This is a genomic window from Acinetobacter sp. AS167, from assembly GCF_037152175.1.
Lineage (GTDB): Bacteria > Pseudomonadota > Gammaproteobacteria > Pseudomonadales > Moraxellaceae > Acinetobacter.
In genome coordinates this window covers 39878-63965 of record NZ_JBBCMP010000011.1, presented here as the reverse complement: position 1 = coordinate 63965, position 24088 = coordinate 39878, and the positions used below count along the sequence as shown (strand labels likewise).

The following is a 24088-nucleotide window of genomic DNA, read 5'->3' as shown; positions in this document are numbered from 1 at the left end:
GATGAGCAGAATAAAGCCTTAAGTCGATGTTTTTTTAATTGATTTTTAAATTTTATAGATCATACTATATAATTAGTAATTACAATTAAAATACTATTGAAACAAGAATCAAATAATAAATATAAGTTTATCCATTAAGATTGAATATGAAATTAATTTTTCCATCAATAGGATAAAAGTATGAGCCATAGTAAGCAACTCACCATATTTGATGTCTTAAAATTTAGTCATGAAAAACAAAGAGAGTTATCTGATAAGTTAATTGAAACCACTGGTAACTCAGAAGAAAGAAAACATTATTTTTCATTATTAAAAAATGAATTATTTGCACATGCTGTGGCTGAAGACAGGTATTTTTACATACCTCTTATGATGACAGATGCAGGTTTAAATATAACAAGGCATGCTTTGTCTGAGCATCATGAAATAGATGAGCTACTTGAACAACTGACTGAAAATGAATTCAATAACCCCAGTTGGTTACGTATAGCAAAACAGCTACGTAAGCTGGTACATCATCATTTAGATGAAGAAGAGCATAAATTTTTCCAGCAATCTGGCAAAATTTTAAAAGATGATGATAAAGTAAGCTTAGCGAAAAAGTATCAACATGAATACGATAAATATATTGATAAAGACAAAATGAGTTTAGTAAACCAATGATTTGAACGTATTAAATTTAGATAGGGCAGATTTGAAAATGAAAAATCAAATTAATTGGTTTAGCTCTTTTCTCAGTTGCTTCGGTTCACGGGTACATAGGCAGTTTAGAAATAGATTTAATAAACTTTAATCGTCCAATTTTTAGTAAATTAATTTCTTAGACAGCTTATCTCGGCTCATAGATCACTTTCGATCTTTGAAATCACTTGGATTTACATAAATTTTTGATTTACAACTGATGAACATGTACCTGATCTTGAAAGATTGAGTAAAGCATGATCCTTTAAGTGAGGGACGTTTCATTTAACACTGATTATGTTGAAGTAAAAGCAAGTAAAGGATTAGTTTTTTCAAAAATGCTTTGCCTTGGCATTATTTGGGAGAAATAACCCTCAAATACTAGTTGAATTCTTTCCCTAAATTCATAAATTAATGCTAGTTCCAAACTCCTTATTTTAAAGGAGTCATTCTTATCTAAATGAGAGCTTAGGGAAAGCATAATAAAGCTATAAATCCTAAAAACTTCCCAATCTAATTTTTCAGATGAATTTTTTTTAAGATTATAAATCCCCCATTCTAAAAGCCAATATTCCTCCATATCCCATATTTTTTCTTCATGCAACATTCCTATAAATGATAATTTATCATAAAAGTCATTATTAGGAAAATTGCGCAGTATAATTATTTTTACATTCATAATTTATGTTCTTTAAACTTTTTCTAAAATTAATATAATATGATTTATGCGAATCTATAAAATAATGATGTGTTTTGTTAAAAAATAAAGACTTTAACTTGATAAGCTAAACACACTTATCAGGAGTTTACCATAAGCAAAACAAAAGTTTTATACAGCGGAGTTTAAGCTGAAACCATAAAATTAATCGAAAAAATGAGGGCAATGCTTCAGGAATAGCAAGACAGCTTGGTATATTCATGCAAACTCTTTCAAATTGGTACAATAAAGCCAAATATGTAACACTGGTTGCCGCATATCAGTACTGGGAATGTGTCACATCTCAATTATACAAGATTAAATGAATCCAAACAGATTTAATGTTTCATAAGTGCAGTGAACAATTTCATTGAGTGTTTTTTTGTCTATTTTTCTTTTCTTAAGCTTTTTTGATTCAGTCATCTATGTAGTATTTTATTAAATTCTTATGGGAAATGACGAATGTTAAATTATCTTAAGAGCTTTAATACTATTAATACCTATTTGATTCTCTCTTCTATTTTATTGGTCATCGTGTTAGGTTTAGATTATTTCTGATCAGTTCTCTCGATTGGTCGAATCATTATTTATCAGCAATTATAGTTTCGCATTTACAGAGACTCTGAATTAATTTTAGGGAATTATTTTGTTACGTTATAACGTATTTGTTTTTGATTTCTACCTATGAAATTCAGCTATAGTATATATGTGTATGACTCACACACTTCATGCTTTATCTCCGAGAACCCACTGAAAGGTGGGTTTTTTATATCAGCCTATGACAATTCATAAATGTTAAATTGTTGTTGAAGATTAGGAAAGATGAACAGTTAGTGCTTGAAAATTCGGTCAACTTATAGAAAAAAGCCCACGTGATGGCTATTTTTCGCATTCAATCTTAATTAATGTAAAGACGCATAAATTTTAGCTTTCAGGACGTATAGGGTAAGGTTGATACGCTGACAAGTTAAAAAGAAAATAGTTTTAAAGGGGGATTAGACATCTTTTTACTACTAAATTTTAAAGGTGCTCGTTATAATTAGTATATGAAAATCGATAAAGTTCAATATATAAGATTTACTGATTAGCTATATACTTTTTTATAACTATGCTTAAAACCTATTTCTTAAATTTGATTAAGTTTATTTTACTCATTTTAATACTTAAAAATTTGAAAATTCTCTGTTTGTCATATATTGTTAAATTATAGAAAATTTTTAATTGATTGAAGAAGATTTAATTGATATTTTCTAAAGTTGAAATATTCAAACATATTATTTTCAATTATTTATTAAGAATAAGGTAAGAGCAAAATTATAAAAAGGTAAATAAGTGAAAATATAACAGGTGCTTTAATGTTGTTATTTGTATCTAATCAAATTCATGCAGCCATAACTGCATCGTCACATTCAAATCTTAACAGTATTTATAAATCTAGTATTTACACGCTTCCAATCCGACTAACACTGATTATATTTCTGATCAATCTGATATTAAAAATAATAATAATCATGATTATATTGAAAATTTAGCAATTCAAGCAATTACAACGACTGAAGCCCTAACGAGTCTAGGCTTTATTCACCCGTTAAATAGTGTGAGATATGTTGGTGCTGCTGAATGCATTGATATTCATTTAACTGCTCTTTTTGGAAATGGGGTAGCTTAAGAAATAAGGTTAACTTATTAAAACACAATTTATGCATGAGTCCGATATTAATATACAAATGTAATTAATATTTTTAAATAAAATTTTAAGTTTTATTAAAAATGATCGGAATTTTTTCTAACCCGTGACGTCAATTTTTTAGCTATTTTTAAATTAAGCTGTTGAAATTTAATGCTATATATTATCTTGACTGCTTGAGTTTCGTGATTACTGCAAATGTTTTTAATAACTATTCTTGTAATTTATACGCTTAATAGTATATTAAATTTGTAGATATTTTTTACCGCATCTACAGTGTTTTATATTTTATTTTTTAATAAAAATGATAAACTGTTCACACTTTATATGAGGCCGTGAGGGCTAAATGAAAGAAGAAGTAAAAATCGCTATATTCGGTTTAAGTTTAAATGTGCTTGATGCAATTAAGCAAAAGATACGATCTATGTATGATGACTCACTTCAAGTAAGTTGGGCGAATATTGCTGATCCTCATTTAGATATTCTTCTTGTGAATGATATGTTTTTTAGTTCGCCAACAATTCAGAATTTGATTGGTGTTAAGAAAGTCCCATACTTGCGTCTGATTAATAAGAACGAAAAATCAGGGCAAATCGAAGGAGATAAACTATATCTACCTTTTTCAGCTTCAGATGACATTCGAAAATGGTTTAAAGACCGTTATTTACACGTACCTGTCAGTGAAAAAACCGTCAAAATTGTCAATCAAATTTCAAAAAAAGCTGATTTAAACAAGGTGGTAGCTGAGCTTTCTAATGAACGGAATGGTAACGTTCAAGTATTCGACTCAAAAGGCAACATCGCATTAGTCAATATTCGTACACAACAAGTTTGGGTAGACGCGCTACGAAAAGTTCAAGGGACGGATGTTTCTTTAAATTTTACTTATGCCACTATGCAAATGGCGCAGTCTGTTAGTATTTTCCAAGGGGTAGAGCTAAAATCATGGTTATGGAATTTATTGTGGTATTCAGATGATGTAAATATTCAAATCAGTTCTAGTGATTATTATAAACTCGTAGATTGGCCACAACCGAATCATCAAAATGAACGCCAAATGGTTTTTAAAATTGCAGCGTGTTTTGAATTGGGGGCAAGTATTGCTCAGGTGGCTCAGAAAACAGGCTATAGCAAAGCGCAATTAGCTAAATTTGTTTCAATTGGCATAATGACCAATGCGTTGAAAAAAATAGCAGTGGAAGATGCAAAATTACTTACTGAAGAAAAACCATCTTCAGGCATTTTAGGTGGCTTTTTTGGTAAGTTAAGAAAAAAATTAGGGCTTTAACTGTGTAAAGAGTATGCGAACCCAATAAGGCTTCTAAAAATTAACCTTTTAATCAAGTTTGTTTATACTGACACGATAAGTAAATGTATAACCAGTTTATATGATGCCGTGATCAGTTTAAAAATAGGTGATGATGTGATCTTACAAAAGTATAAAATTGTTTTTGGCGGTAAAATGGGCGCAGGTAAAACAGAAGCAATAAAATCATTATCTGAAATTTCAGTCTTATCTACAGAAGCACAAAATACAGATGAGCAAGCACATAATAAGGCATTGACCACTGTCGGGATTGACTATGGTGAAATTAAATTAGATGAAGGCGTTATTGTTGGATTATATGGAACGCCAGGGCAGAATCGCTTTGATTTTGTTTGGTCAGTGATATGTAAAGGTGCAATCGGAGCAGTTGTGCTGATTGACCATACGCAAAAAGATGCACTTGAAGATTTAAAATTTTATTTTCAAAGTTTTAAGGAACATTTAAACAATATTGTGGTTGGTATAACCCATATAGATGAAAATCCTCAATATCTGTTAAAACCTTATAAAGATTGGATGCAATTAAATCAATTAACCATGCCAATTTTTGCGGTGGATGCCAGAAAAAAAGATGATGTATTGGTAATGGTTGAAGCACTCATTGCAAGAGCTGAAGTAGAATTTGGCTAATTGTAGATCGTAGGTAATATAATTACATCGCTGTATAGAGGGAGATATAGATAAATGTTAAAGGCGTATTGCTACCTTATATGCCTTATTTTAATGCTTTTGAAATAAAAAATTGTCATCATCTTAAAAAATAGTCGATAAAAAGCGTTGTTCGCGCAATATAAGCACCAAGATAAAACATTTTATTTAGTTTGCACGAAAATAGTGCGTTTAAATTGTGCGTAATAATTTTAAAATGAGAAGTATGTTTGAATATGGTGCAATTCTATTTGCACTCAGTATAATAGACGGAATTTAAGTATTGCTAAGCTTATTTTCTGATAAGAAATTCAATATTTTAGCAATTATTTTAAAAGTTGGTATGCTACTTGCTATATAAATACCAACTACTAACACGCACTTCACAAGTGCAACAAAAATTCATTGGAGCAAAATGAGCATGGCGAACAAGGTCCTTCAACTCATACAAGAAAGTGGCGCAAAATGGGTCGATTTTCGCTTTACTGATACTAAGGGTAAAGAGCAGCACGTAAGCTACCCATCAGATACTATCGATGAAGATACTTTTGAAGATGGTAAAATGTTTGATGGTTCTTCAATTGCTGGTTGGAAAGGCATTGAAGCATCTGACATGATTTTACGTCCAGATCCTGAAACTGCTTTCCTTGATCCGTTCTTTGCTGAAGCAACCATCGTCGTTACTTGTGATGTTATTGAACCGTCTACTGGTCAAGGTTATGACCGTGATCCACGTTCGATTGCTCGTCGTGCGGAAGAATACCTAAAATCAACAGGTATTGGTGATACTGCATTCTTTGGTCCAGAGCCAGAATTCTTCGTTTTTGATGAAGTTAAATGGGACATCGATATGTCTGGCGCTCGCCATACATTAATCGCTGAAGAGGCTGCTTGGTCTACAGGTAAAGACTACGAAGCAGGTAACTCAGGTCACCGTCCTCGTGTTAAAGGTGGTTACTTCCCAGTTCCTCCAGTAGATTCTTCACAAGATATGCGTGCAGAAATGTGTGCTCGTATTGAAGATATCATGGGCCCTGGCCGTGTAGAAGTACACCATCACGAAGTTGCATCTTGCCAATTAGAAATTGGTGTAAGCTTCAATACTATGGTGCGTAAAGCTGACGAAGTTCAACAGTTCAAATATGCTGTTTGGAACGTTGCGCATCAATATGCAAAAACTGCGACGTTTATGCCTAAACCAATGGTTGGTGATAACGGTTCAGGTATGCATGTTCATATGTCTATCTCTAAAGATGGCAAGAACTTGTTTGCTGGTGATGAATATGCTGGTCTTTCAGAAATGGCGCTTTACTTTATCGGTGGTATCATCAAGCATGCTCGTGCATTGAATGCGATCACAAACCCTTCTACTAACTCGTATAAGCGTTTGGTTCCTCACTTCGAAGCTCCAATTATGCTTGCTTATTCTGCACGTAACCGTTCTGCTTCGATTCGTATTCCATACGTTTCTAGCCCTAAAGGTAAACGTATTGAAGCACGTTTCCCAGATCCAATGATGAACCCATACTTAGGTTTTGCGGCATTATTGATGGCTGGTCTTGATGGTATTCAAAACAAGATCCACCCAGGGGAAGCAGCTGATAAAAACTTATATGATCTTCCTCCTGAAGAAGAAGCTAAAATCCCAACAGTTGCACATAGTCTTGATATGGCCCTTGAAGCACTTCAAGCGGATCATGAGTTCCTTCTTAAAGGTGGTGTATTCACAAAAGAAATGTTGGATGCATACATCGAACTTAAAACTGAAGATGTACGTCGTTTAAATACAACGACTCACCCAGTTGAATTTGATATGTACTATAGCTTGTAATTCGTTTTCGAATTTAAGTGATGAAAAACCTGCCTTGTGCAGGTTTTTTTATGCCTGAAAATTAGAAATAGGAGTGTTTTTAGTAAACAGATAATAGTCAACCTGTTAAAAAACACATACATAAGAATATAATTTCTCTTAATGAATATTTTTTTAATTAAATCAATTGGTGAAGAAATTAAATTATTTGATTATAAAAAGTTTGCAATGCCATATTTGCTTAGAAAGTTTGAATAAATTTGCGAAGGTGATGCCTCTCTTTTCAGAGATTGAGGAGGATTTTAAAGGGTAAAAAGCCAGTTAAACTTTAACTGGCGATGAATAAAATATAAAAAAGAATGCTTAATGTGAACCCGTTATACTTTGTTGATACTTCACCATATATTGTTCACGAATTTCATTGCGCTCATCAGTGGTCGATGCTTTTTGCATTTTTTTGCGCATCTCATTACGTTCAGATGTACTCATTTGCTGCCATACTTCACGCATTTTTTGTTTTTCTTGTTCAGGAAGCTGAGTAAACCAATCCATGCGCTGTTGCAGTGCTGCACTTTGATCAGTGGGAATTTCTTTTAAATTTTGATAGCGCTTAATCAATGCCTTTTGTTCTTCCTCAGAAAGGGCATCCCATGTTTCGTTAACTTGACTAGTTGCATCTTTAGAAAATATCCAAAAACGTTCAAATCCAGCAAAACTTGTTTGTAGAAAACCAATAGCACAAAATGCCAAAGCTAATTTTCTAGCTGCCATGAGAATTTTTATCCTCACCAAATACAGACAACATATCTAAATCTTCCATCATTTGGGGTGAAAGTTTAGGACTAATAACCACTTGTTGTGGGGCTTGCGATTCTGGTGATATATCAAAAGCGTTTGGAATCACAACAAAACCAGTAATAGCTGCAGCAAGTGCAAAGCCTGTCATTTTCCAGTGACCAAAACGTGACGTTTGCTTGTCTTGAATATGGTCAAGCACATTATTCATCACCACTGCTTTATTGCGGTGATTACGTGCAACCTCATCCAATTTTGCCGTCACTTGTTTGGTGAAATCATCATTATTCATGTGATGAACCTCCATACGGATTTAAATGTGAGAGCGAAGTTCTTAGTCCTTGAATAGCTCTGTGATAATGAGTTTTTACACTACCTTCTGTACAGTTCATAATAGATGCAGTGGTTTGAGTATCAAATCCTTCCCAAGCGCGTAACATAAATGCTTGTTGCTGGCGTACCGGGAGGCGGCTAATGGCTTCTTGAATTTCCTCAACGGTGACATCTTGATCTAGAAATTGAAGTGGATTGGGTGTGGATTCATCCACAATTTCCATTGCCTCTTCATCATCAGAATCTAAATCAATTTTTCGAAATAACGAAAATGGAGAAGCACGTCGTGCTTCCTTACGTCGCCAATCTTGTAATTTGTTATTTAAAATTGTATAGAACAGTGGATACCATTCTTCAGTAGATTTATCTGCATAAGCTTTATGTAAGGAAATAAACGCTTCCTGGACCAAATCCATCGCAATCCCATTGTGACCTTGGGTTGCATTTTCCATCATCACTAAGGCACGACCCGTCACGTCCTGCATGAAAAAACGCAGGCGCTGTTCACTCGTACTCGTTTGAGCACTTGCTGTTTCAGACTGTGACTTCTTTGGTGCTAAGTCCATAGAGATGGAAAATCCCGTCATGGGTACCCACCATTATTTTAACTTCATACCTATATAACGTTAAAAAAATGGTTTGGGTTGACATGTAAATCAATTATTTTTTTCAGTTTAAATGATTTTTTCCAATAACGGGCAATATTTAAAATAAATTAACCTTATAGTCGTTGTCTAACCATTTCAAAGAAACAAATCGATCCAGCAACGGCAACATTGAGTGATTCTTGACCACCAGGTTGTGGAATAGATACGGCTTCTGCGCGTTTAAGGGCGAAATCTGAAACGCCTTGACCTTCGTTACCTAAAATCCAAACACATTGTTTGCGTAGGTTTTTAGTGTAAAGACTCTCTGCCTGATGTGAACTGGTGACATACACAGGAATTTTAAATTGCTTGAGTAAGTCTTCAAGGATCACGTTTTCATAAGTTTGTAATGAAAAATGAGCCCCCATACCAGCACGTAATACCCGTGGTGACCATAATGATGCGGAACCTTTGGTACAGACAATTTGTTCAATACCCGCAGCGGCCGCTGATCTGAGTAATGTACCTACATTGCCTGGGTCTTGGACATTTTCAAGAATTAGCGTGTCTTCAGTAAAGTTCAGTGCCTGAGTTGAACTCGGTAAATCCACAATGGCTAGACATGCAAGGCTGGTTCCAAGGGTACTTAAATCCTTGTATAAAGATTCACCGACCACAAACACAATACCTTGATATTGGTCAAGGATACTACCTAAATCTTCATGATCTAAGGCATGTTCAGTGGTGAAAATTGAATTAATTTTTCGACCTTTTTCTAACCATGCAAGCGTAAGGTGCGTTCCCTCAAGTACAGTTTGTCCTTGTTTTTTACGGTAAGTATTTTGTTCAATTAAACCTCTGAGATGTTTAATTTTGGGATTATCTTTTGATTCAAGGAAAATTGTAGGCATGGGAGAGTACGTCCAAAAAATTAAGTAGGGTCTGTGATCATTCTATAAAGAAATTGCAACAGACCCTAGCTGGCGTTACTCCCTAAATAGAGAGTAAGAAAAGAAAAGAGAAGAATTAGTTGTGGTAGCTGGTAACAAGCTCAACTTCATTCTTAGAACCAATGATAACAGGAACACGTTGATGTAACTCAGTCGGTTGAATCTCTAAAATACGTGTACGACCAGTAGTCGATGCGCCGCCAGCTTGTTCCATTAACATACTCATTGGGTTGGCTTCATACATTAAACGTAGACGACCTGCTTTTTTAGGATCTTTAGTATCGTATGGATATAAGAAAATACCGCTACGACATAAAATACGATGAATATCACCCACCATACACGCCACCCAACGCATATTGAAATCTTTTTCACGTATAGATGTTTTACCCGCTTGTAGTTCATCGATATAACGTTTTACAGGCGCTTCCCAATGACGTTGGTTTGATGAGTTAATCGCAAACTCTTTGGTATCTGCAGCAACTTGAATATTTTCAGAAGTGAGCAAGAATTGCTTTTCTTCAGGGTCGTAAGTAAAAAATACAACACCCGCGCCAACGGTCAAAGCCATCATTGTCGATGGGCCATAAAGCACATAACCTGCTGAAACTTGTTGAATACCTGCTTGCATGAAGTCTTCAGCTTGCGTTACGGCATTTTGAGCAGGAAGGATAGAAAAAATTGTTCCTACACACATATTAATGTCAATATTGCTTGAACCATCTAATGGATCAAATAAAACCAAATATTTGCCATTTTCTTGAGCTGGGGTAAATTCATCTAATTCTTCAGATGCGAGTCCACCTACATTTGGATTGGCTTTTAAAGCATCAATCAAATAATCATTTGAAATCACATCAAGTTTTTTTTGCTCTTCACCTTGTACATTTTCATGTTGTGCACTCCCCAAGACACCAGCTAAAGCACCTTTCTGTAAAGCCTGATCAATGGTTTTGCAGGTATTTGCAATTGTTTCAATTACATTGGCAAGTTCAGATGTTAAGTTCCCTTGTTGTTGTTCTAAATATTGGGATAGGGTGCGATATGACATATCAGAGGTGCTCCAAAAGCGATAAATTTTTACAAACCAAATAATGGAGGCTATTTTAGATGAGTTCAGCACAAAATAGAAATTATCCTGTGTTATTTGTCGTGAAATTACCCTTGAAAGTATTTTAGAAAGTGTTATGTTGAATATACGTACAATAGCGTAAAGGAGCACTGACATGACAACGACAAAGTTTGAAGCGACTCCGACTCCAAATGAAAGCATTGATTTAAAAGATATTAGTGCTGAAAAAGTGAAAGAAGCATGGAAGAATTACGAAGCTAAGCCTGAATTCAAAGAATTCAATAAGCATGACATGATTGAATCTATGCAAAGCCCCAAGCCAGATGAGTCAAAGGCTTAATCAATAAAAAGCGTTCATTGCGATATGAGCGCTTTTTTCTATTTATTTCATATTCATTCCGAACAATAAATCTTCATGATAGAGATTGATCACAAAACAGACATTATCATTCCGTTTAATAAAATTGGTGAACCGGGGTGGGATGTTAAAACTCACCTAATTTTAGAATCTCTTGCTGATTTAAATAATGATGAGATTGCACCTGCAATTGATGATGAGAAAATTTTAAAACTTGAACAGCGTTTAAATTGTCGCTTACCTGAATCTTTAAAGATCTTCTATCAACACTTTGGGATTGCTGATATTGGTGAACAATTGCAGCAATTTGATGATATTGGCTACTTAAAAGATATTTGGGCAAATGCGCCGCAATATGTGCCTGAATTTAGTCAGGTTGATTTAGCAGTTTTACCTCATCTGATTACATTTAGTGATTATCTTGGTAATGACAATATGTTTTGCTTTCATGATATCAGCAAAGAAATCTATTACTTTGATCATGATGACATGCCTTATTTAAGTAGAATACTGGACTGTGTGGATGACTATATTAAAGGTTGTTTGATTTTAGTGCAGTCTGAGTTTTTTGCTGAAGCGCATCCAGATGAAGTGGATGAATGGGCAGAAGAAAGGTTTATTGCGTTATTTAATGAGAAAATACTCAAGAAATGGCGTTATTAATATAAATCACCTTGAACATGGTAAGAAGTTTTCTTATTTTACCTTACTAAATCTGGTCTTTATCTTGAAATGGGAAAGCGCTGAATAAGAATAACTTCTGGTAAAAATGCCCAATTCAATTGGGCATTTTTTATGGGCTATTTTAATAATGCAACTTTGGCATTATTTTAAAAGAGGAGGAACGGCTTCGTAGTTGATTTCAACACGGCGGTTTTCTTTCCAAGCAGCTTCATCATGACCAGCATTGATTGGCATTTCTTTACCGTAGCTTACCGCTTCTAATTGGTTTGCTTTAACACCATTGGTGATCAGGTAGCTTTCAACGGCTTTAGCACGACGCTCACCTAAAGCCATGTTGTACTCACGCGTACCACGTTCATCTGTATGACCTGTTAATGCCACTTTAGAGTTGGCATTGGCAATCAAGAACTGCGCATGTGCTTGTAGTGTTTGGTAGTCATCATTGGAAAGATCACTACTGTCATAATCAAAATGTACCACACGTTTCGCTAAAAATGCTTTATTGGCTTCAGTCACGCCTTTAGATGAAGCACCATTTAAGTTTTGTGCATTTAAAGCAGCATCTTCACTTAAACCACTAGTATTTACTGTAGTCGCACTATTTGGATTAGTTCCTGATTCTACAGTGGCAGCAGGTTTACGGCTTGCACAACCTGTCATCACCAAGCTTGCTGCTAATAAGGGTAAAGCTAGATATTGAATTGACTTCATGTTGATCTCCGGTATTTCAATTTTAAATAAGTGATTTACATCTTGATTAAATTATTTAGGTGCCCAAGCAGGTTCACGTACTTCACCTTGTTCGCTTGGTAAGTTCATGCGGAAGCGACCATCTGTAGACATGATTGCCAATAAGCCACGATTACCCTCACGTGTTGCATAAACCACCATTTGCCCATTTGGAGAAAAGCTTGGTGATTCATCTAAACTTGTTGGTGTCAAAATATTGGTGATACCTGTAGAAATTTCCTGAATGGCAACTTTGTAATTACTACCAGAAGGGCGGTGTACCAATGCCACATATTTACCATCGGCACTTAATGTACCGCGTGCATTAAATGCACCACGGAAAGTTAAACGCTTGGTTGAGCCATCATCAAAACTATAACGGTAAATTTGTGCTGATCCACCACGGTCAGATGTGAAAATAAATGATTTTCCATCTGGAGCATAACGTGCTTCAGTGTCAATTGCGCTATCGTTGGTCATGCGCTTCACTTGACGTGAATCTAAATCCATTTGATAAACTTCAGGATTTCCATGCATAGATGCAGTAAACAGCATTGATTTCCCATCAGGAGAGAAACTTGGTGCACCATTTAAACCGCGAAATGCAGCGAGTTTTTCTCGTGCACCAGTGGCTAAATCTTGGATATAAATAGCAGGGCGCTTGGTTTCAAATGAAACATATGCAATTTTTTTCGCATCTGGCGTCCAAGCAGGTGAGAGAATCGGGTCTCTTGAACTTAATACTGTTTTAGGTTGCTCACCATCAGTATCTGCAATTTGTAAGGTATAACGAGTCTCTGGTGTTGCAGGGTTACGTAACACATAAGCAATACGTCCTGTGAAGTCACCTTGAATCCCTGTAAGCGCTTGATAAATTGCGTCACTGATCATATGTGCCGCAGAACGTACACGTGATGCTGGGATTGAGAGCAATTCATTTAATAGGAATTTCTGCTTTTCAACATCATAGAGTTGGTAATGTACTGCCAATGAACCATCTGCATTGGTTTTAGAGTCACCTAAAACCACATAAGGAACCCCAGCCGCTTTCCATGCTTCTGCATTTATATTGTTTATGTTTGCAGTTGCAGGAAGATTTTTTGATGAACTGGTAAAGCGCCCAGAGCGATTTAAATCTTGTTCAACAATAGGGTAGATAGATTGATCATTACTAAATGGAATGATGGCAATTTTAGGTGCAGATTCAGGTGCTTTGGCAATTTCTAATTGCAATTGTGCATATGATGTTGTGATCAATGCTGGACTAAATGCAACAATAATTGCGAATCCTAATAGATGTTTAGGCATGATTTTCATTGGACTTCATGTACTCAAATATCAATTTTTAACTATGCTTAGCTTTGTAGCACAAAGACATGATTTTAATCTATATAAAGCATGTAATTGTGAACAAAAGATTATCATTGAACAGATTTACTAAAAAATTAAATTCAAATTTATTACACTAATGAATTTCAGCTTGATCTTTGGGCATTGTAAATGTTGCAGCTTTAAAAATTACTTTTTTATAGATTTGACAACAATGTCATTGTTGCTGCCATTAAAATATATTATCTCGTGTTGAATAGAGACTTATTCAACACGGAATTTGATGCGAATCACTTTTAATAATTGATTGAGCGATGACTGTTTAGACATCTCAAAAGGTGCTGTTTGCTGAATCGCCGTTTTGATTGCGTTTGAAAACGTTTCGCTGTCCTGTTCTGTGATTAAAATATCTTTTACATTCCCACTGTCATCTAAGTAAATAATAACATCGGCATTTTCTTGGATGATTGTTAAATTTCTCAACTTTTTAACAATACGATTGACTCTAGCGGTATTTATCCGCTGAGCCATTTGACTTTGTAGAAGTAATGCTTCCGTTGTTGCTACAGACGGGTTTTTTTCGTATGACGCAGAAGGTGGGTATTGTTGCGTATTTACTTCAAGTATTTTTTCTTGCTCGAGATTTTTTGCAAATAATAACGCGGTTGGAAAAAATAATGAAATTGCTACAAATATGGGTTTAACTCGCATTTGATTTTTCCGAGTGATTGTTTTTGCATTAAATTACACCCTGCCAAGACAGGGTGTAATTTTAAGATTATTTCACAGTAAAATTTGCACTAAAACTTCGTGCTTCGCGTCTGGCATCTGGATCAGATGGCATTGGGAAAGGTGCAGCATTGCGAACTGCTTGTTCCACACTTGCTTTTACATCTGGGTCTGATGCATTAACAAAGACAGAGGCTATAGAACCGCTATCTGTTAGCGTGACACGAGCTGTAGCCTTTTGACCCGTTGAGCCAGCAGGCATACGCCAAGCATTCCGAACTTTACTTTCGAAGTCCTTTTTCGCAGAAGATGCAACTTTTCTCGCTTCTGCCTTTTTATTTGCAGCGGCTTCTTTGGCTTTTTCAGCAGCAGAGGCTTTTTCTTCATCTAATTCGCGTGCTAGATCAGCTTTACGTTTTGCGTCCGCATCCGCTTTGGCTTTTGCCGCGGCATCTGCCTTGGCTTTTGCATTAGCATCCGCTTTAGCTTTTGCAGCAGCATCTGCCTTGGCTTTTGCATTAGCATCCGCTTTGGCTTTTGCAGCGGCATCTGCCTTGGCTTTTTCAGCAGCATCTGCCTTGGCTTTTGCATTAGCCTCCGCTTTAGCCTTTGCAGCAGCGTCCGCTTTGGCTTTTGCATTGGCATCCGCTTTAGCCTTTGCAGCAGCGTCCGCTTTGGCTTTTGCATTAGCATCCGCTTTAGCCTTTGCAGCAGCGTCTGCTTTAGCTTTTGCATTAGCATCCGCTCTGGTTTTTTCAGCAGCATCTGCCTTGGCTTTTGCAGCAGCATCGACTTTAGCCTGTTGGGCCTTATCTGCGGCTTCTTTTCTGACTTTTTCAGCGGCTTCTGCTTTGCTTTTTGCTTCGGCATTGAGTCTTGCGAGTCTGGCTTTTTCAGCAGCATCGGCTTTGGCTTTTTGAAGCGCCTCTTGCTTGGCCTTAGCTGCTGCATCTGCTTTAGATCTTGCTTCAGCCTCAGCCTTAGCTTTCTCAGCAGCATTTTTAGCCTGCTTTACTTTTTCAGCTGCCTCATGTTTGGCTTTTTCCGCAGCATCTGCTTTAGCTTGAGAAAGTTTTAAGGCTTTTTCTTGTGCTGCTTTAGCCGCTACCATAGCCAATTGCTGTTCTAATGCAGCTGCCTTGGCCTGTTCGGCAGCTTTTTGTGCTTCTATAGCCTTTGTATCAGGGGGATTATTTGCTTCAGTTGGAATTTCTGGTGCTGTTTGATCAGGTTCTGCTGTTTGCTGAGTATTTTCTGCAACCTTGCTATCTGCCGTTTCAGTGGCATCAGTTTCGACTAAGGGCTTGGGCTCAGGTGGTGGTAAATCTTCAGGCTTAATTAAAATGGTTTTAATTTGCTTGGGTGGCTCAGGTGGTTGACTTAAACCGAGAAAAAGTAAGCCAGTAATCGCCACCACATGAATACCTAGGGTAAATCCAAGTGCAATCGCTTTTTCTTTAGATTGTGGCTTTTGAATATTTTTCATAACTTACTTTACAGACTCTGTCAGTAAACCCACTTGGCTTAAACCAGCATCTTGCAGTGTAGACATGAGTTTCATGACTTCACCATAAGGGCGTGATTCACTACCATTGATCAAGACACTCAATTGCTTGTTATTTGCTTGAGCTTGTTGCTGATTTTCTGTAAGTACGGTTTTCAACTCATCTAAAGTTAAAACCTCATTTTTATGGTTTTTGTCTTCAAGTTTAATCGAACCATCTGCTTCTAAAGTTACGATGGCTGGTCGGTCTTCAGATTGAATCGGATTATTGTTTGCTTGAGGTAGGTCAACTTTAACACCCGTGGTAATCATGGGTGCTGTCACCATAAAAATAACCAATAAAACCAACATGACATCGATATATGGAACGACATTCATATCACTTTTTAAAGGTTTTTTGACGCGTTCAAAACGCCCAGAACGTTGGATTGTCATTATTCATCTTCCTGTGTAGTTCCCACAGACTGACGTTGTAATAGCGCCACCATTTCTTCTGCAAATAATGCTCGATCTGAATAAATTTCTTCGCCTTTTGCTGTGTAATGGTTAAATGCTAATACCGCTGGTATTGCAGCGAATAAACCAATCGCAGTTGCAATTAATGCTTCAGCAATACCTGGTGCAACAGTGGCTAAGGTAACTTGTTCAACCTGAGCTAAGCCAATGAATGCACTCATAATGCCCCAAACAGTACCAAATAAACCAATATAAGGTGCGACAGAGCCGATACTGGCGAGAGAGCTTAAGCCTTGCTCTAAACGGCCTTGGTCACGACTGAGTCCTACACGCAAGATACGTTCAGTACCTTCAATCATCGATGCAGTTTCTGCATGGCGTTTTTTAAGTTTTAAAAACTCACTTAAACCTTGATAGAAAATATCTTCTAAACCGTTTCGCTTAGAATTAAGCTGAGCATTGTTATATAAGGTATTGAGTTCAGCACCAGACCAGAAGATTTTTTGGAAATGCTCATCGCCTTGATGTGCTTTCTTATAGCCCATATGCAACTTGGCAATCAAATACCAACTAAAAACGGATGCGAGTACTAAGATTAGCATCACCAATTGAACCACAGGGCTCGCTTGTAAAATTAAATCAGAGATGTGTAAAGAAGATTCTAGTTGTGTTGCCATAGTTACATGTGCCAAAAGTATTTTTTATTCGTGAGCTAATTCTCGAAGAATTAAATCACGGATTTCGTCAGGAATTCTACGAGGTTTCATATCTGTACTTAAACATGCCAACTCTACCTCGCCAGAAGCAAGCATGATTTCACCACGATATATATTCTGTTGCAACACAAATGACGAAGCTTTACATGAAACTACACTTGCTGTAACAGTAATAAGATCGTCCATGAGTATAGGGCGAGAATATTTCAATGCAATTTTATGCACGACAAAATTGTAATCTTTTTGATGCCAATAGTGGTCAATACCAGATGCACGTAGCCATTCTGTCCGTGCACGTTCCATAAAGCGGATATGATTGGCATGGTATACGATACCGCCAGCATCTGTATCTTCGATATATACACGGATTTGGAATTCGAATTTATTACTCATGTTGCTATGCATTCCTGTGTTGTTTATTGCATATCTATCAATTGCTTGCCAGTATTCACTTGTGCTGTTTCAATTTAAAATGATTCAGTTGGAAGAAGATGAGCTTTATATCGCTGATCTGATTGCTTCATTGAATTTTACAATACTTATAAGGGAACCTATCAACTATGCCAAAAGCATCTGTGAGATCTTTTGAGAGAAACGGAAATCTACATGAACAGAGGCCTGGTTGATTAAACAGTACGTGTATATAGCCTTTAGAGGCTATATAGTAGAAAAATTAAATCGATTTGACCCACTTATAAATTTGCACAAGAGTTTAACACTGACTTTGGCGCGAATTTTAGCACAAGGCATACTTTCTCAAATGGCACAAGATTACAATCCGAATGTGCTAAGAAGGGCTGACAGAGATTAGCTTGAGGATTCTTTGAATGAAGTGGCATCAGTGAGTACTGTATTACCCTCACTGTCATACTCAAAAGTTAAATTATAGAATATCACGCAATGATAAAGTAGTTGATGCAGAAAGATTGAGTGAGAAGTATTTCATATAATGACCATTATATTAAATCGAATAGAGAGAACTTTAGTGTTTTAGCTCATCTAAATAAAATTTATATTAAATAAGAGAGCGATACGAAATTATCCATTATAATTTGGAGATTAAATTTAAACATGAATAATAAATATAGAGGGCAAATTTATGAAAATAATAAGTAATCTATAATATTCCCTGAAATTAACATACTACAACTATACGCAATTTTAGATTATTTATATCAATAGCTTAGTGATATCCTTGCCCTAAACGCTTAAAGTTAGAAGGAGGGCAAGGAAAAGATATTACATTCTAAAAAGTAGGTGGCATATAGGTTAAAGTACGACCAAGAATCCACAATAAGAATAAAACTAAGGGTAAATGGAAGACAAGCTGAGTAACTGTAAATCCAATAACATCTTTGGCTTTTAATTTTAAAATTCCCAGCATGGGTAACATAAAAAAGGGATTAATTAAGTTAGGTAAAGCTTCTGCTGCATTATAAATCTGAACAGACCAGCCCAAATGTACTTTCAGATCGTGTGCAGCCTGCATGACATAAGGTGCTTCAATAATCCACTTACCACCACCAGACGGAATGAAGAAACCTAAAATAGCTGAATACAGCCCCATAACAATTGCGAAAGTTTCCTTAGATGCAATTGATACAAAAAATTCAGCAATATAATGAGATAGAGATAAATCTTGTGCGTTCATTGCACTTGTCATAATAAAAGCAATACTTCCATAGAGTGGAAACTGAATCAGTACGCCAGAAACCGCAGGGACAGCTTTAGATACTGCATTTAAAAAATTTCGAGGAGTTCCGTGTAAAGCAATACCCAGCATTAAGAAGATAAAGTTATAAGTATTTAAACTGGAAATCGCAATAATCGGATTGCTTTTTGTAAACTCATTAAACATCCAGATCAGGCCTAAAACTACAATTAAGATACTGAGAATTGGAGAGTTTTCCAGCCAGTCACCTGGGCGTTTTTTGCTTTGAACTTCGGTCTCTTTATCTTCAAAATGAATATCAAATTCATCAATGGTTTTTATACTATTGCCTTTAGGTGCAGACCAGAATGCAATGGCAATTGACACAATAATCAATACTGCAGTCATAATCATAGACTGTGGTAAAAAGATCGTTTCAGTAAAAGGAATAATACCAGTTAAGTTATAAAGTGGTTCTGGTAAGCTCGCCTTGTTTGCCTGTAACTGAGCAGCGGAAGAACTAATGCCAAGTGCCCAAGTTGCTCCCATACCAATAATAGCGGCTGCGGCAGCTGCACGATAATCCATATTCAGCTCTTTACGCTTGGATAGTGCAATCACCAAAAGGGCAGTTAAAACTGTACTCATGGCCCAATTAACTAGTGAAATAAAGAGGCTGACCGTCGCTACAAAAACAATAGCATTCCTTCCAGATGTTGGAATCTGAGCCATTTTTTGAATGAGCATTTCGACGGGTTTAGATACTGAAACCACATAACCAACGACAATCAACATACACATTTGCATCGTAAATGGAATCAAGCTCCAGAAACCATTGCCAAATGAAATTGCGACATCTTGAACAGATGCTCCTATTCCAATCGCAGCTATGGCGACAATGATGACACCTAACAGGGCAAAGATATAGGAATCAGGAAACCATTTTTCTGACCAATTACTGACTTTTATTGCAAATTTTTGTAATATATTCTGGGTGTTATCCATATTTAAATATCCTATTTATTCGATTATGAAACGAGCACATCCATGTTGAAAATATTGATTTTCGGGCGATAACCATCACTATCAGTGAGTTTGAATATTTGTATAAAAGACTCTCGGATGAGCTTTAGATATATGCACTGTTAAAATTTTTCTAAACTTACATTCCATGCAAGTTCACTTAATTTGATTCCCTTTTTGTGTTACTCAGTCAAAATCTTCAACTATCCTTTTATTAAATTATTAACATTGAATTAGCTTTTTTATAAATTTAAAGTTTTAAACATACAATAAGAAAAACTCATTAATCAAAATGGCTTGCTTATATTTATTTGTAATAGCGGGTTATAGGCAGTAACGTTTGAGTACCTAATGTATATGCCATATTTTCCAACTATCAACACTGTCAGCTCATTCCTGAAATATTTTTTCTGATTGTTTAAAAAAAGTTATATATATGATCCTTTATTTTTGCCTACTTATAAGTGCCTAATATTAAGATACACTATATTTTTCTAAAAATATTAATAAGAAATTCTTTAAAATAACCAATAAGTATATATTTAAATCATTAAAGTTTTTGATAAGCCTTACAACATGTTATGGAAATTAAGAAAAGACTTGTTTGAAGATTTAATCTGACAGTAGAAGTTTATATTTAGCGCTGTGTAAAAATGACTTATCGAAGATGAATTTTATAAAATAGTAAAATTTTTAATTGGATCTGTGTCGTTAAATCGCTTTGTGAAAACCAATAAATATTTTATTAAGTTTTAGTTAATTTTAAGTGTAATAAGTCTTTACTGGGAAGGTTGTTTTTTGTATGCTTTTTATTACTAATGATAATTCTTATCATTAGTATTTGTGTTATTTGTTTTTATTTTGTCAATTATTTATCTCGTCCATCTATTGGAATTCTATTTATGAGTAAGTTTAACCTTTATCCAATCTCAATTGCATTTTTAGGAATTACAACAACTTCAGCTTTCGCTGAACGCAATACTGAATCTGCAGATCCACAACAACTTGCTACAATTGTTGTTTCTGCTGCGGGTTATGAGCAAAAACTTAAAGATGCACCAGCAAGTATTACTGTGATTACAGAAAAAGACTTAAAAGACAAACGAATAAACTCAATTGCAGACGCTTTAACTGATGTTGAGGGTGTCGATATTAGCCCTAGCGCTGGGAAAACAGGTGGTTTAAATATACGTATTCGAGGGATGGACTCTGAATACTCTCTGGTTTTGATTGATGGTCGTCGTCAGAACAGCACAGGAGACATCACACCAAATGGTTTTGGTGAATCAAATAACAGTTTTATTCCTCCAATTTCAGCAATTGAACGAATTGAGATTATTCGTGGACCAGCTTCTACATTGTACGGTTCTGATGCAATGGGTGGCGTCGTCAATATCATTACAAAAAAAGTTTCAAATGAATGGACAGGCTCAATAACATTAGAAGGCACTTTACTCCCTAGTAGCTCAAGTTTTGGCAATCAACGTGCTGCTGATGCATTTATTACCGGTCCGATTGTTCAAGATTTGTTGGGAGTACAACTTCGTGCTCGAAAAGCGCAACGTAGTCAATCCAATGTAGGCTATCTTGATAACAATAATAATTCAGTAGAACTGAGTATGGGAAATAATCCAACCAAATCGGATTTAGAAACTATAGGGGCTCGCATAACATTCACACCAACTAAGCAACATGATCTCTCCGTAGAGTATGAAAAAACTGAGCAATGGTATGACAATAGTAAAGGGCAACTTGGTACGCTTGGGGCCAATGGTGGCTATGGTAATGCACAAGAATATAATAGAGATCGACTCACGCTTGCACATACATGGCGTAATAAATTAGGAAGCTTGGAATCCAGTATTAGTAATACTCAAACTGAAACAGTTGGTCGCCTTATTCCATCACGTGCTCAAGCTGGTTTAAATGTGATGACTCCCCGTCGTTTAGAAAGCGAAGACACGATTTTTGATACTAAATTCGCAACCCAATATCTTGATGGGCACAATATTACCTTTGGTGGACAATGGTGGGATGCGAGCATTAAAGATGGATTAAGAGTGAATAAAGAAGTTTCGTTTAAGCAATTGGGTCTTTTCGCTGAAGACACATGGGCGCTTAGCCCTGATTTAGCTTTAACGGTGGGTTTACGATTTGATGATCATGATACATTTGGTACGTTTTGGACCCCTAGAGCATATCTAGTTTGGAACGCAAATGACAATTGGACGTTTAAAGGTGGCTATAGTGAAGGCTATAAAGCACCTCGCTTAGAACGCCTGACCCATGGAATTTATAACGTAGGTGGGCAAGGACGAACCCCTCTTTTTGGTAACCCAGATTTAAAACCTGAAACAAGTAATAACTTTGAATTAGGTACTTATTTTAATAATGATTCTAATTTTGATGCTAATATCACAGCATTTTATAGTCAGGTGAAGGATAAAATAGTCACTGGCCCAATTGAAAGAACATGTGATGCCAAGGATTCTAAAGACAAAAAAGCTTGTGAAGATTTTATGGCAAGTGTGGGTACGCCTTGGTTAATGCAACCTGGAGATACTGGCTCCCGTGCCTGGAGTGTAAGACGTCCGACCAATGCTCAAAAAGCAAATATCTATGGTATTGAAACAGGCTTAAATTGGGAATTTATACCGACTTGGAAATTTGGTTTGAACTATACGTGGACCGAAACAGAAATTCAGGATAATGCACTGGGTAATCCGCCTTTAAACGATACGCCTAAACATATTGTTAACGCGTCGTTAAAATGGCAAGCTGATGATAATATCCAATTATGGGCTCGTGGTGAATATCGTAGTGAACGTGCTCGTTACGCCGCTACATATAATAATTTGTCTGCAACAGAAAAAGGGGTCTATGATGCATTGGGTGATTTTAAGGCATATAGTTTGATGCATATAGGGTCAAATTTTAATGTGAATGATGCGTGGGATATTGGCGTTGCTTTATATAATATTTTTGATAAAAACTTTATTGATTATGAGAAAGTAGGTTCACTTTATTACAATCAATATAGCAATACTCAAGAGGGGCGTCGTGTTCAATTGAGTACAACATTTAAATTCTAATAAATCTCAGCTTAGAGTAGCAATACAAAAGCCCTATTTTTATAGGGTTTTTGTATGTAGCTTCTTTTATGTATTTAATTTTTATAAAAATATTTACATAAATCGACACAGATTGTTAGGGGTTAGATGCTAAAAATATACGAGAAGAGATTTCTCTATAAAACTTAAAGCCTTTTAGAAAAAATAAGAAGAACATGGGAATATTGAATATTCCCATTTATTGATTATTTTGGCTCAGGTGGTGTCATTCCAAACTGTAAATAGGCTTGGTTGGTTGCAATACGCCCACGAGCGGTACGCATAGCATAACCCTGCTGAATCAAATAAGGTTCAATCACATCTTCTAAGGTGCCTGAATCTTCAGCCATTGCAGCGGCTAAAGCTTCAACACCAGCAGGGCCGCCATCAAAACGTTCTAATAACATCGATAAATAACGACGGTCTAAAGTATCTAAACCATCTTTATCAACATTTAACATATCCAATGCACGTTGTGCCATGTGTTGAGTGACTTCACCAGTACCTTTAACTTGTGCATAGTCACGGACACGACGTAACAAACGGTTAGCAATACGGGGAGTACCACGTGCACGACGAGCTATTTCTTTTGCCCCATCTGCTGTTGTGGGAACATTCATTAATGTTGCTGAACGCGCCACAATATGAGTTAAATCTTCTACTGAATAAAACTCTAAACGTTGCACAATTCCAAAGCGATCACGCAAAGGTGAGGTGAGTAGACCTGCACGCGTTGTCGCAGCAACCAAGGTAAATGGTGGTAAGTCTAATTTTATCGAACGTGCACCAGGGCCTTCACCAATCATGATGTCGAGTTGGTAATCTTCCATCGCGGGATAAAGAATTTCTTCAATTACTGGAGAGAGGCGATGAATTTCATCGATAAATAACACATCCCCTTCTTCAAGATTGGTCAGCATTGCAGCTAAATCACCTGCGCGTTCTAGGACAGGACCAGAGGTAGATTTAAGGTTCCCCCCCATTTCACGGGCAATAATATTGGCCAATGTGGTTTTACCTAAACCGGGTGGGCCAAAGATCAAGGTATGATCAAGTGCTTCACCACGACCACGAGCAGCACCAATGAAGATTTCCATTTGCTCTCGTACAACAGGTTGGCCTATATAATCATCCAAAGAGGTTGGACGAATGGCACGATCAAAATGATCTTCGGGTTTTTCAGCCCCACTGATTAAACGGTCTTGCATGAGT

General features: G+C 36.3%; 22 protein-coding genes and 1 pseudogene. 8 read left to right on the top strand and 15 right to left on the bottom strand.

Going from position 1 to position 24088, the window contains the following annotated elements:
• Positions 1 to 180: 180 nt before the first annotated feature.
• A complete protein-coding gene (locus WFN33_RS16090) occupies positions 181 to 663 on the top strand; it encodes a hemerythrin domain-containing protein (protein WP_336954008.1) in 483 nt (160 codons plus the stop codon).
• 313 nt (positions 664 to 976) lie between these two features.
• Here WFN33_RS16090 and WFN33_RS16085 read toward each other — a convergent pair whose 3' ends face one another.
• Positions 977 to 1360 carry an Imm41 family immunity protein gene (locus tag WFN33_RS16085; RefSeq protein ID WP_336954007.1) on the bottom strand — a complete coding sequence of 128 codons (384 nt, stop codon included), beginning with the start codon at positions 1358 to 1360 and terminating at the stop codon, positions 977 to 979.
• 169 nt (positions 1361 to 1529) lie between these two features.
• On the opposite strand from WFN33_RS16085, the pseudogene WFN33_RS20460 reads away from it, so the two are divergent.
• The 4 genes and pseudogenes from WFN33_RS20460 to glnA form a co-directional block, all read left to right on the top strand.
• Positions 1530 to 1665, top strand: a pseudogene (locus tag WFN33_RS20460) (IS3 family transposase); the annotation flags it as partial.
• Positions 1666 to 3411: 1746 nt separating this feature from the next.
• The gene (locus WFN33_RS16080) at positions 3412 to 4353 is read left to right on the top strand and encodes a hypothetical protein (protein ID WP_336954006.1); all 942 of its coding nucleotides are present in this window, start codon (positions 3412 to 3414) and stop codon (positions 4351 to 4353) included.
• Between the two features lie 135 nt (positions 4354 to 4488).
• Positions 4489 to 5022, top strand: coding sequence for a GTP-binding protein (locus tag WFN33_RS16075; RefSeq protein WP_336954005.1), 534 nt, complete (start codon positions 4489 to 4491; stop codon positions 5020 to 5022).
• A gap of 433 nt (positions 5023 to 5455) precedes the next feature.
• A complete protein-coding gene (gene glnA, locus WFN33_RS16070) occupies positions 5456 to 6871 on the top strand; it encodes a type I glutamate--ammonia ligase (RefSeq protein ID WP_336954004.1) in 1416 nt (471 codons plus the stop codon).
• A 342-nt stretch (positions 6872 to 7213) separates the two neighbouring features.
• On the opposite strand, the gene WFN33_RS16065 is transcribed toward glnA, so the two are convergent.
• The 5 genes from WFN33_RS16065 to WFN33_RS16045 all read right to left on the bottom strand — a co-directional run bounded on the left by WFN33_RS16065 (position 7214) and on the right by WFN33_RS16045 (position 10566).
• On the bottom strand, positions 7214 to 7621 hold the full coding sequence (locus WFN33_RS16065; protein WP_336954003.1) for a DUF3106 domain-containing protein: 408 nt from the start codon (positions 7619 to 7621) through the stop codon (positions 7214 to 7216).
• On the bottom strand, positions 7611 to 7937 hold the full coding sequence (locus WFN33_RS16060; protein ID WP_336954001.1) for a hypothetical protein: 327 nt from the start codon (positions 7935 to 7937) through the stop codon (positions 7611 to 7613). The genes WFN33_RS16065 and WFN33_RS16060 overlap by 11 nt, the downstream gene beginning before the upstream one ends.
• Positions 7930 to 8544, bottom strand: coding sequence for an RNA polymerase sigma factor (locus WFN33_RS16055; RefSeq protein WP_336954070.1), 615 nt, complete (start codon positions 8542 to 8544; stop codon positions 7930 to 7932). Before WFN33_RS16055 ends, WFN33_RS16060 begins: the two co-directional genes overlap by 8 nt.
• Before the next feature lie 155 nt (positions 8545 to 8699).
• Complete coding sequence (locus tag WFN33_RS16050; protein WP_336954000.1) at positions 8700 to 9476, bottom strand: TrmH family RNA methyltransferase; 777 nt, start codon at positions 9474 to 9476, stop codon at positions 8700 to 8702.
• A 115-nt stretch (positions 9477 to 9591) separates the two neighbouring features.
• Positions 9592 to 10566 carry a class 1 fructose-bisphosphatase gene (locus tag WFN33_RS16045; protein WP_004724544.1) on the bottom strand — a complete coding sequence of 325 codons (975 nt, stop codon included), beginning with the start codon at positions 10564 to 10566 and terminating at the stop codon, positions 9592 to 9594.
• 175 nt (positions 10567 to 10741) lie between these two features.
• On the opposite strand from WFN33_RS16045, the gene WFN33_RS16040 reads away from it, so the two are divergent.
• Both WFN33_RS16040 and WFN33_RS16035 read left to right on the top strand, forming a co-directional pair.
• Complete coding sequence (locus tag WFN33_RS16040) at positions 10742 to 10927, top strand: NF038105 family protein (protein ID WP_004724542.1); 186 nt, start codon at positions 10742 to 10744, stop codon at positions 10925 to 10927.
• 75 nt (positions 10928 to 11002) lie between these two features.
• Positions 11003 to 11608: an SMI1/KNR4 family protein gene (locus WFN33_RS16035; protein WP_336953999.1), complete on the top strand. Its 606-nt coding sequence runs from the start codon at positions 11003 to 11005 to the stop codon at positions 11606 to 11608.
• Positions 11609 to 11770: 162 nt separating this feature from the next.
• Here the strand turns inward: WFN33_RS16035 and pal are convergent, their stop codons facing one another.
• The 8 genes from pal to WFN33_RS15995 all read right to left on the bottom strand — a co-directional run bounded on the left by pal (position 11771) and on the right by WFN33_RS15995 (position 19748).
• The gene (pal, locus tag WFN33_RS16030) at positions 11771 to 12340 is read right to left on the bottom strand and encodes a peptidoglycan-associated lipoprotein Pal (RefSeq protein ID WP_004822680.1); all 570 of its coding nucleotides are present in this window, start codon (positions 12338 to 12340) and stop codon (positions 11771 to 11773) included.
• 51 nt (positions 12341 to 12391) lie between these two features.
• A complete protein-coding gene (gene tolB, locus WFN33_RS16025) occupies positions 12392 to 13675 on the bottom strand; it encodes a Tol-Pal system beta propeller repeat protein TolB (RefSeq protein ID WP_004724537.1) in 1284 nt (427 codons plus the stop codon).
• Positions 13676 to 13951: 276 nt separating this feature from the next.
• A complete protein-coding gene (locus WFN33_RS16020) occupies positions 13952 to 14398 on the bottom strand; it encodes a hypothetical protein (protein ID WP_336953998.1) in 447 nt (148 codons plus the stop codon).
• Between the two features lie 67 nt (positions 14399 to 14465).
• Positions 14466 to 15902, bottom strand: coding sequence for a cell envelope integrity protein TolA (tolA, locus tag WFN33_RS16015; RefSeq protein WP_336953997.1), 1437 nt, complete (start codon positions 15900 to 15902; stop codon positions 14466 to 14468).
• A gap of 3 nt (positions 15903 to 15905) precedes the next feature.
• Positions 15906 to 16355, bottom strand: coding sequence for a protein TolR (gene tolR / locus WFN33_RS16010; protein ID WP_336953996.1), 450 nt, complete (start codon positions 16353 to 16355; stop codon positions 15906 to 15908).
• On the bottom strand, positions 16355 to 17053 hold the full coding sequence (tolQ, locus tag WFN33_RS16005) for a protein TolQ (RefSeq protein ID WP_336953995.1): 699 nt from the start codon (positions 17051 to 17053) through the stop codon (positions 16355 to 16357). The genes tolR and tolQ overlap by 1 nt, the downstream gene beginning before the upstream one ends.
• 24 nt (positions 17054 to 17077) lie before the next feature.
• Positions 17078 to 17485 (bottom strand): tol-pal system-associated acyl-CoA thioesterase, encoded by a 408-nt coding sequence (ybgC, locus tag WFN33_RS16000; RefSeq protein ID WP_004724526.1) that lies wholly within the window; start codon positions 17483 to 17485, stop codon positions 17078 to 17080.
• An 853-nt stretch (positions 17486 to 18338) separates the two neighbouring features.
• Positions 18339 to 19748, bottom strand: coding sequence for a short-chain fatty acid transporter (locus WFN33_RS15995; RefSeq protein WP_336953994.1), 1410 nt, complete (start codon positions 19746 to 19748; stop codon positions 18339 to 18341).
• A 920-nt stretch (positions 19749 to 20668) separates the two neighbouring features.
• Here WFN33_RS15995 and WFN33_RS15990 point away from each other — a divergent pair.
• Complete coding sequence (locus WFN33_RS15990; protein ID WP_336953993.1) at positions 20669 to 22858, top strand: TonB-dependent receptor domain-containing protein; 2190 nt, start codon at positions 20669 to 20671, stop codon at positions 22856 to 22858.
• Between the two features lie 224 nt (positions 22859 to 23082).
• Here the strand turns inward: WFN33_RS15990 and ruvB are convergent, their stop codons facing one another.
• Positions 23083 to 24084 (bottom strand): Holliday junction branch migration DNA helicase RuvB, encoded by a 1002-nt coding sequence (ruvB, locus tag WFN33_RS15985; RefSeq protein WP_262086242.1) that lies wholly within the window; start codon positions 24082 to 24084, stop codon positions 23083 to 23085.
• Between the last annotated feature and the right edge of the window lie 4 nt (positions 24085 to 24088).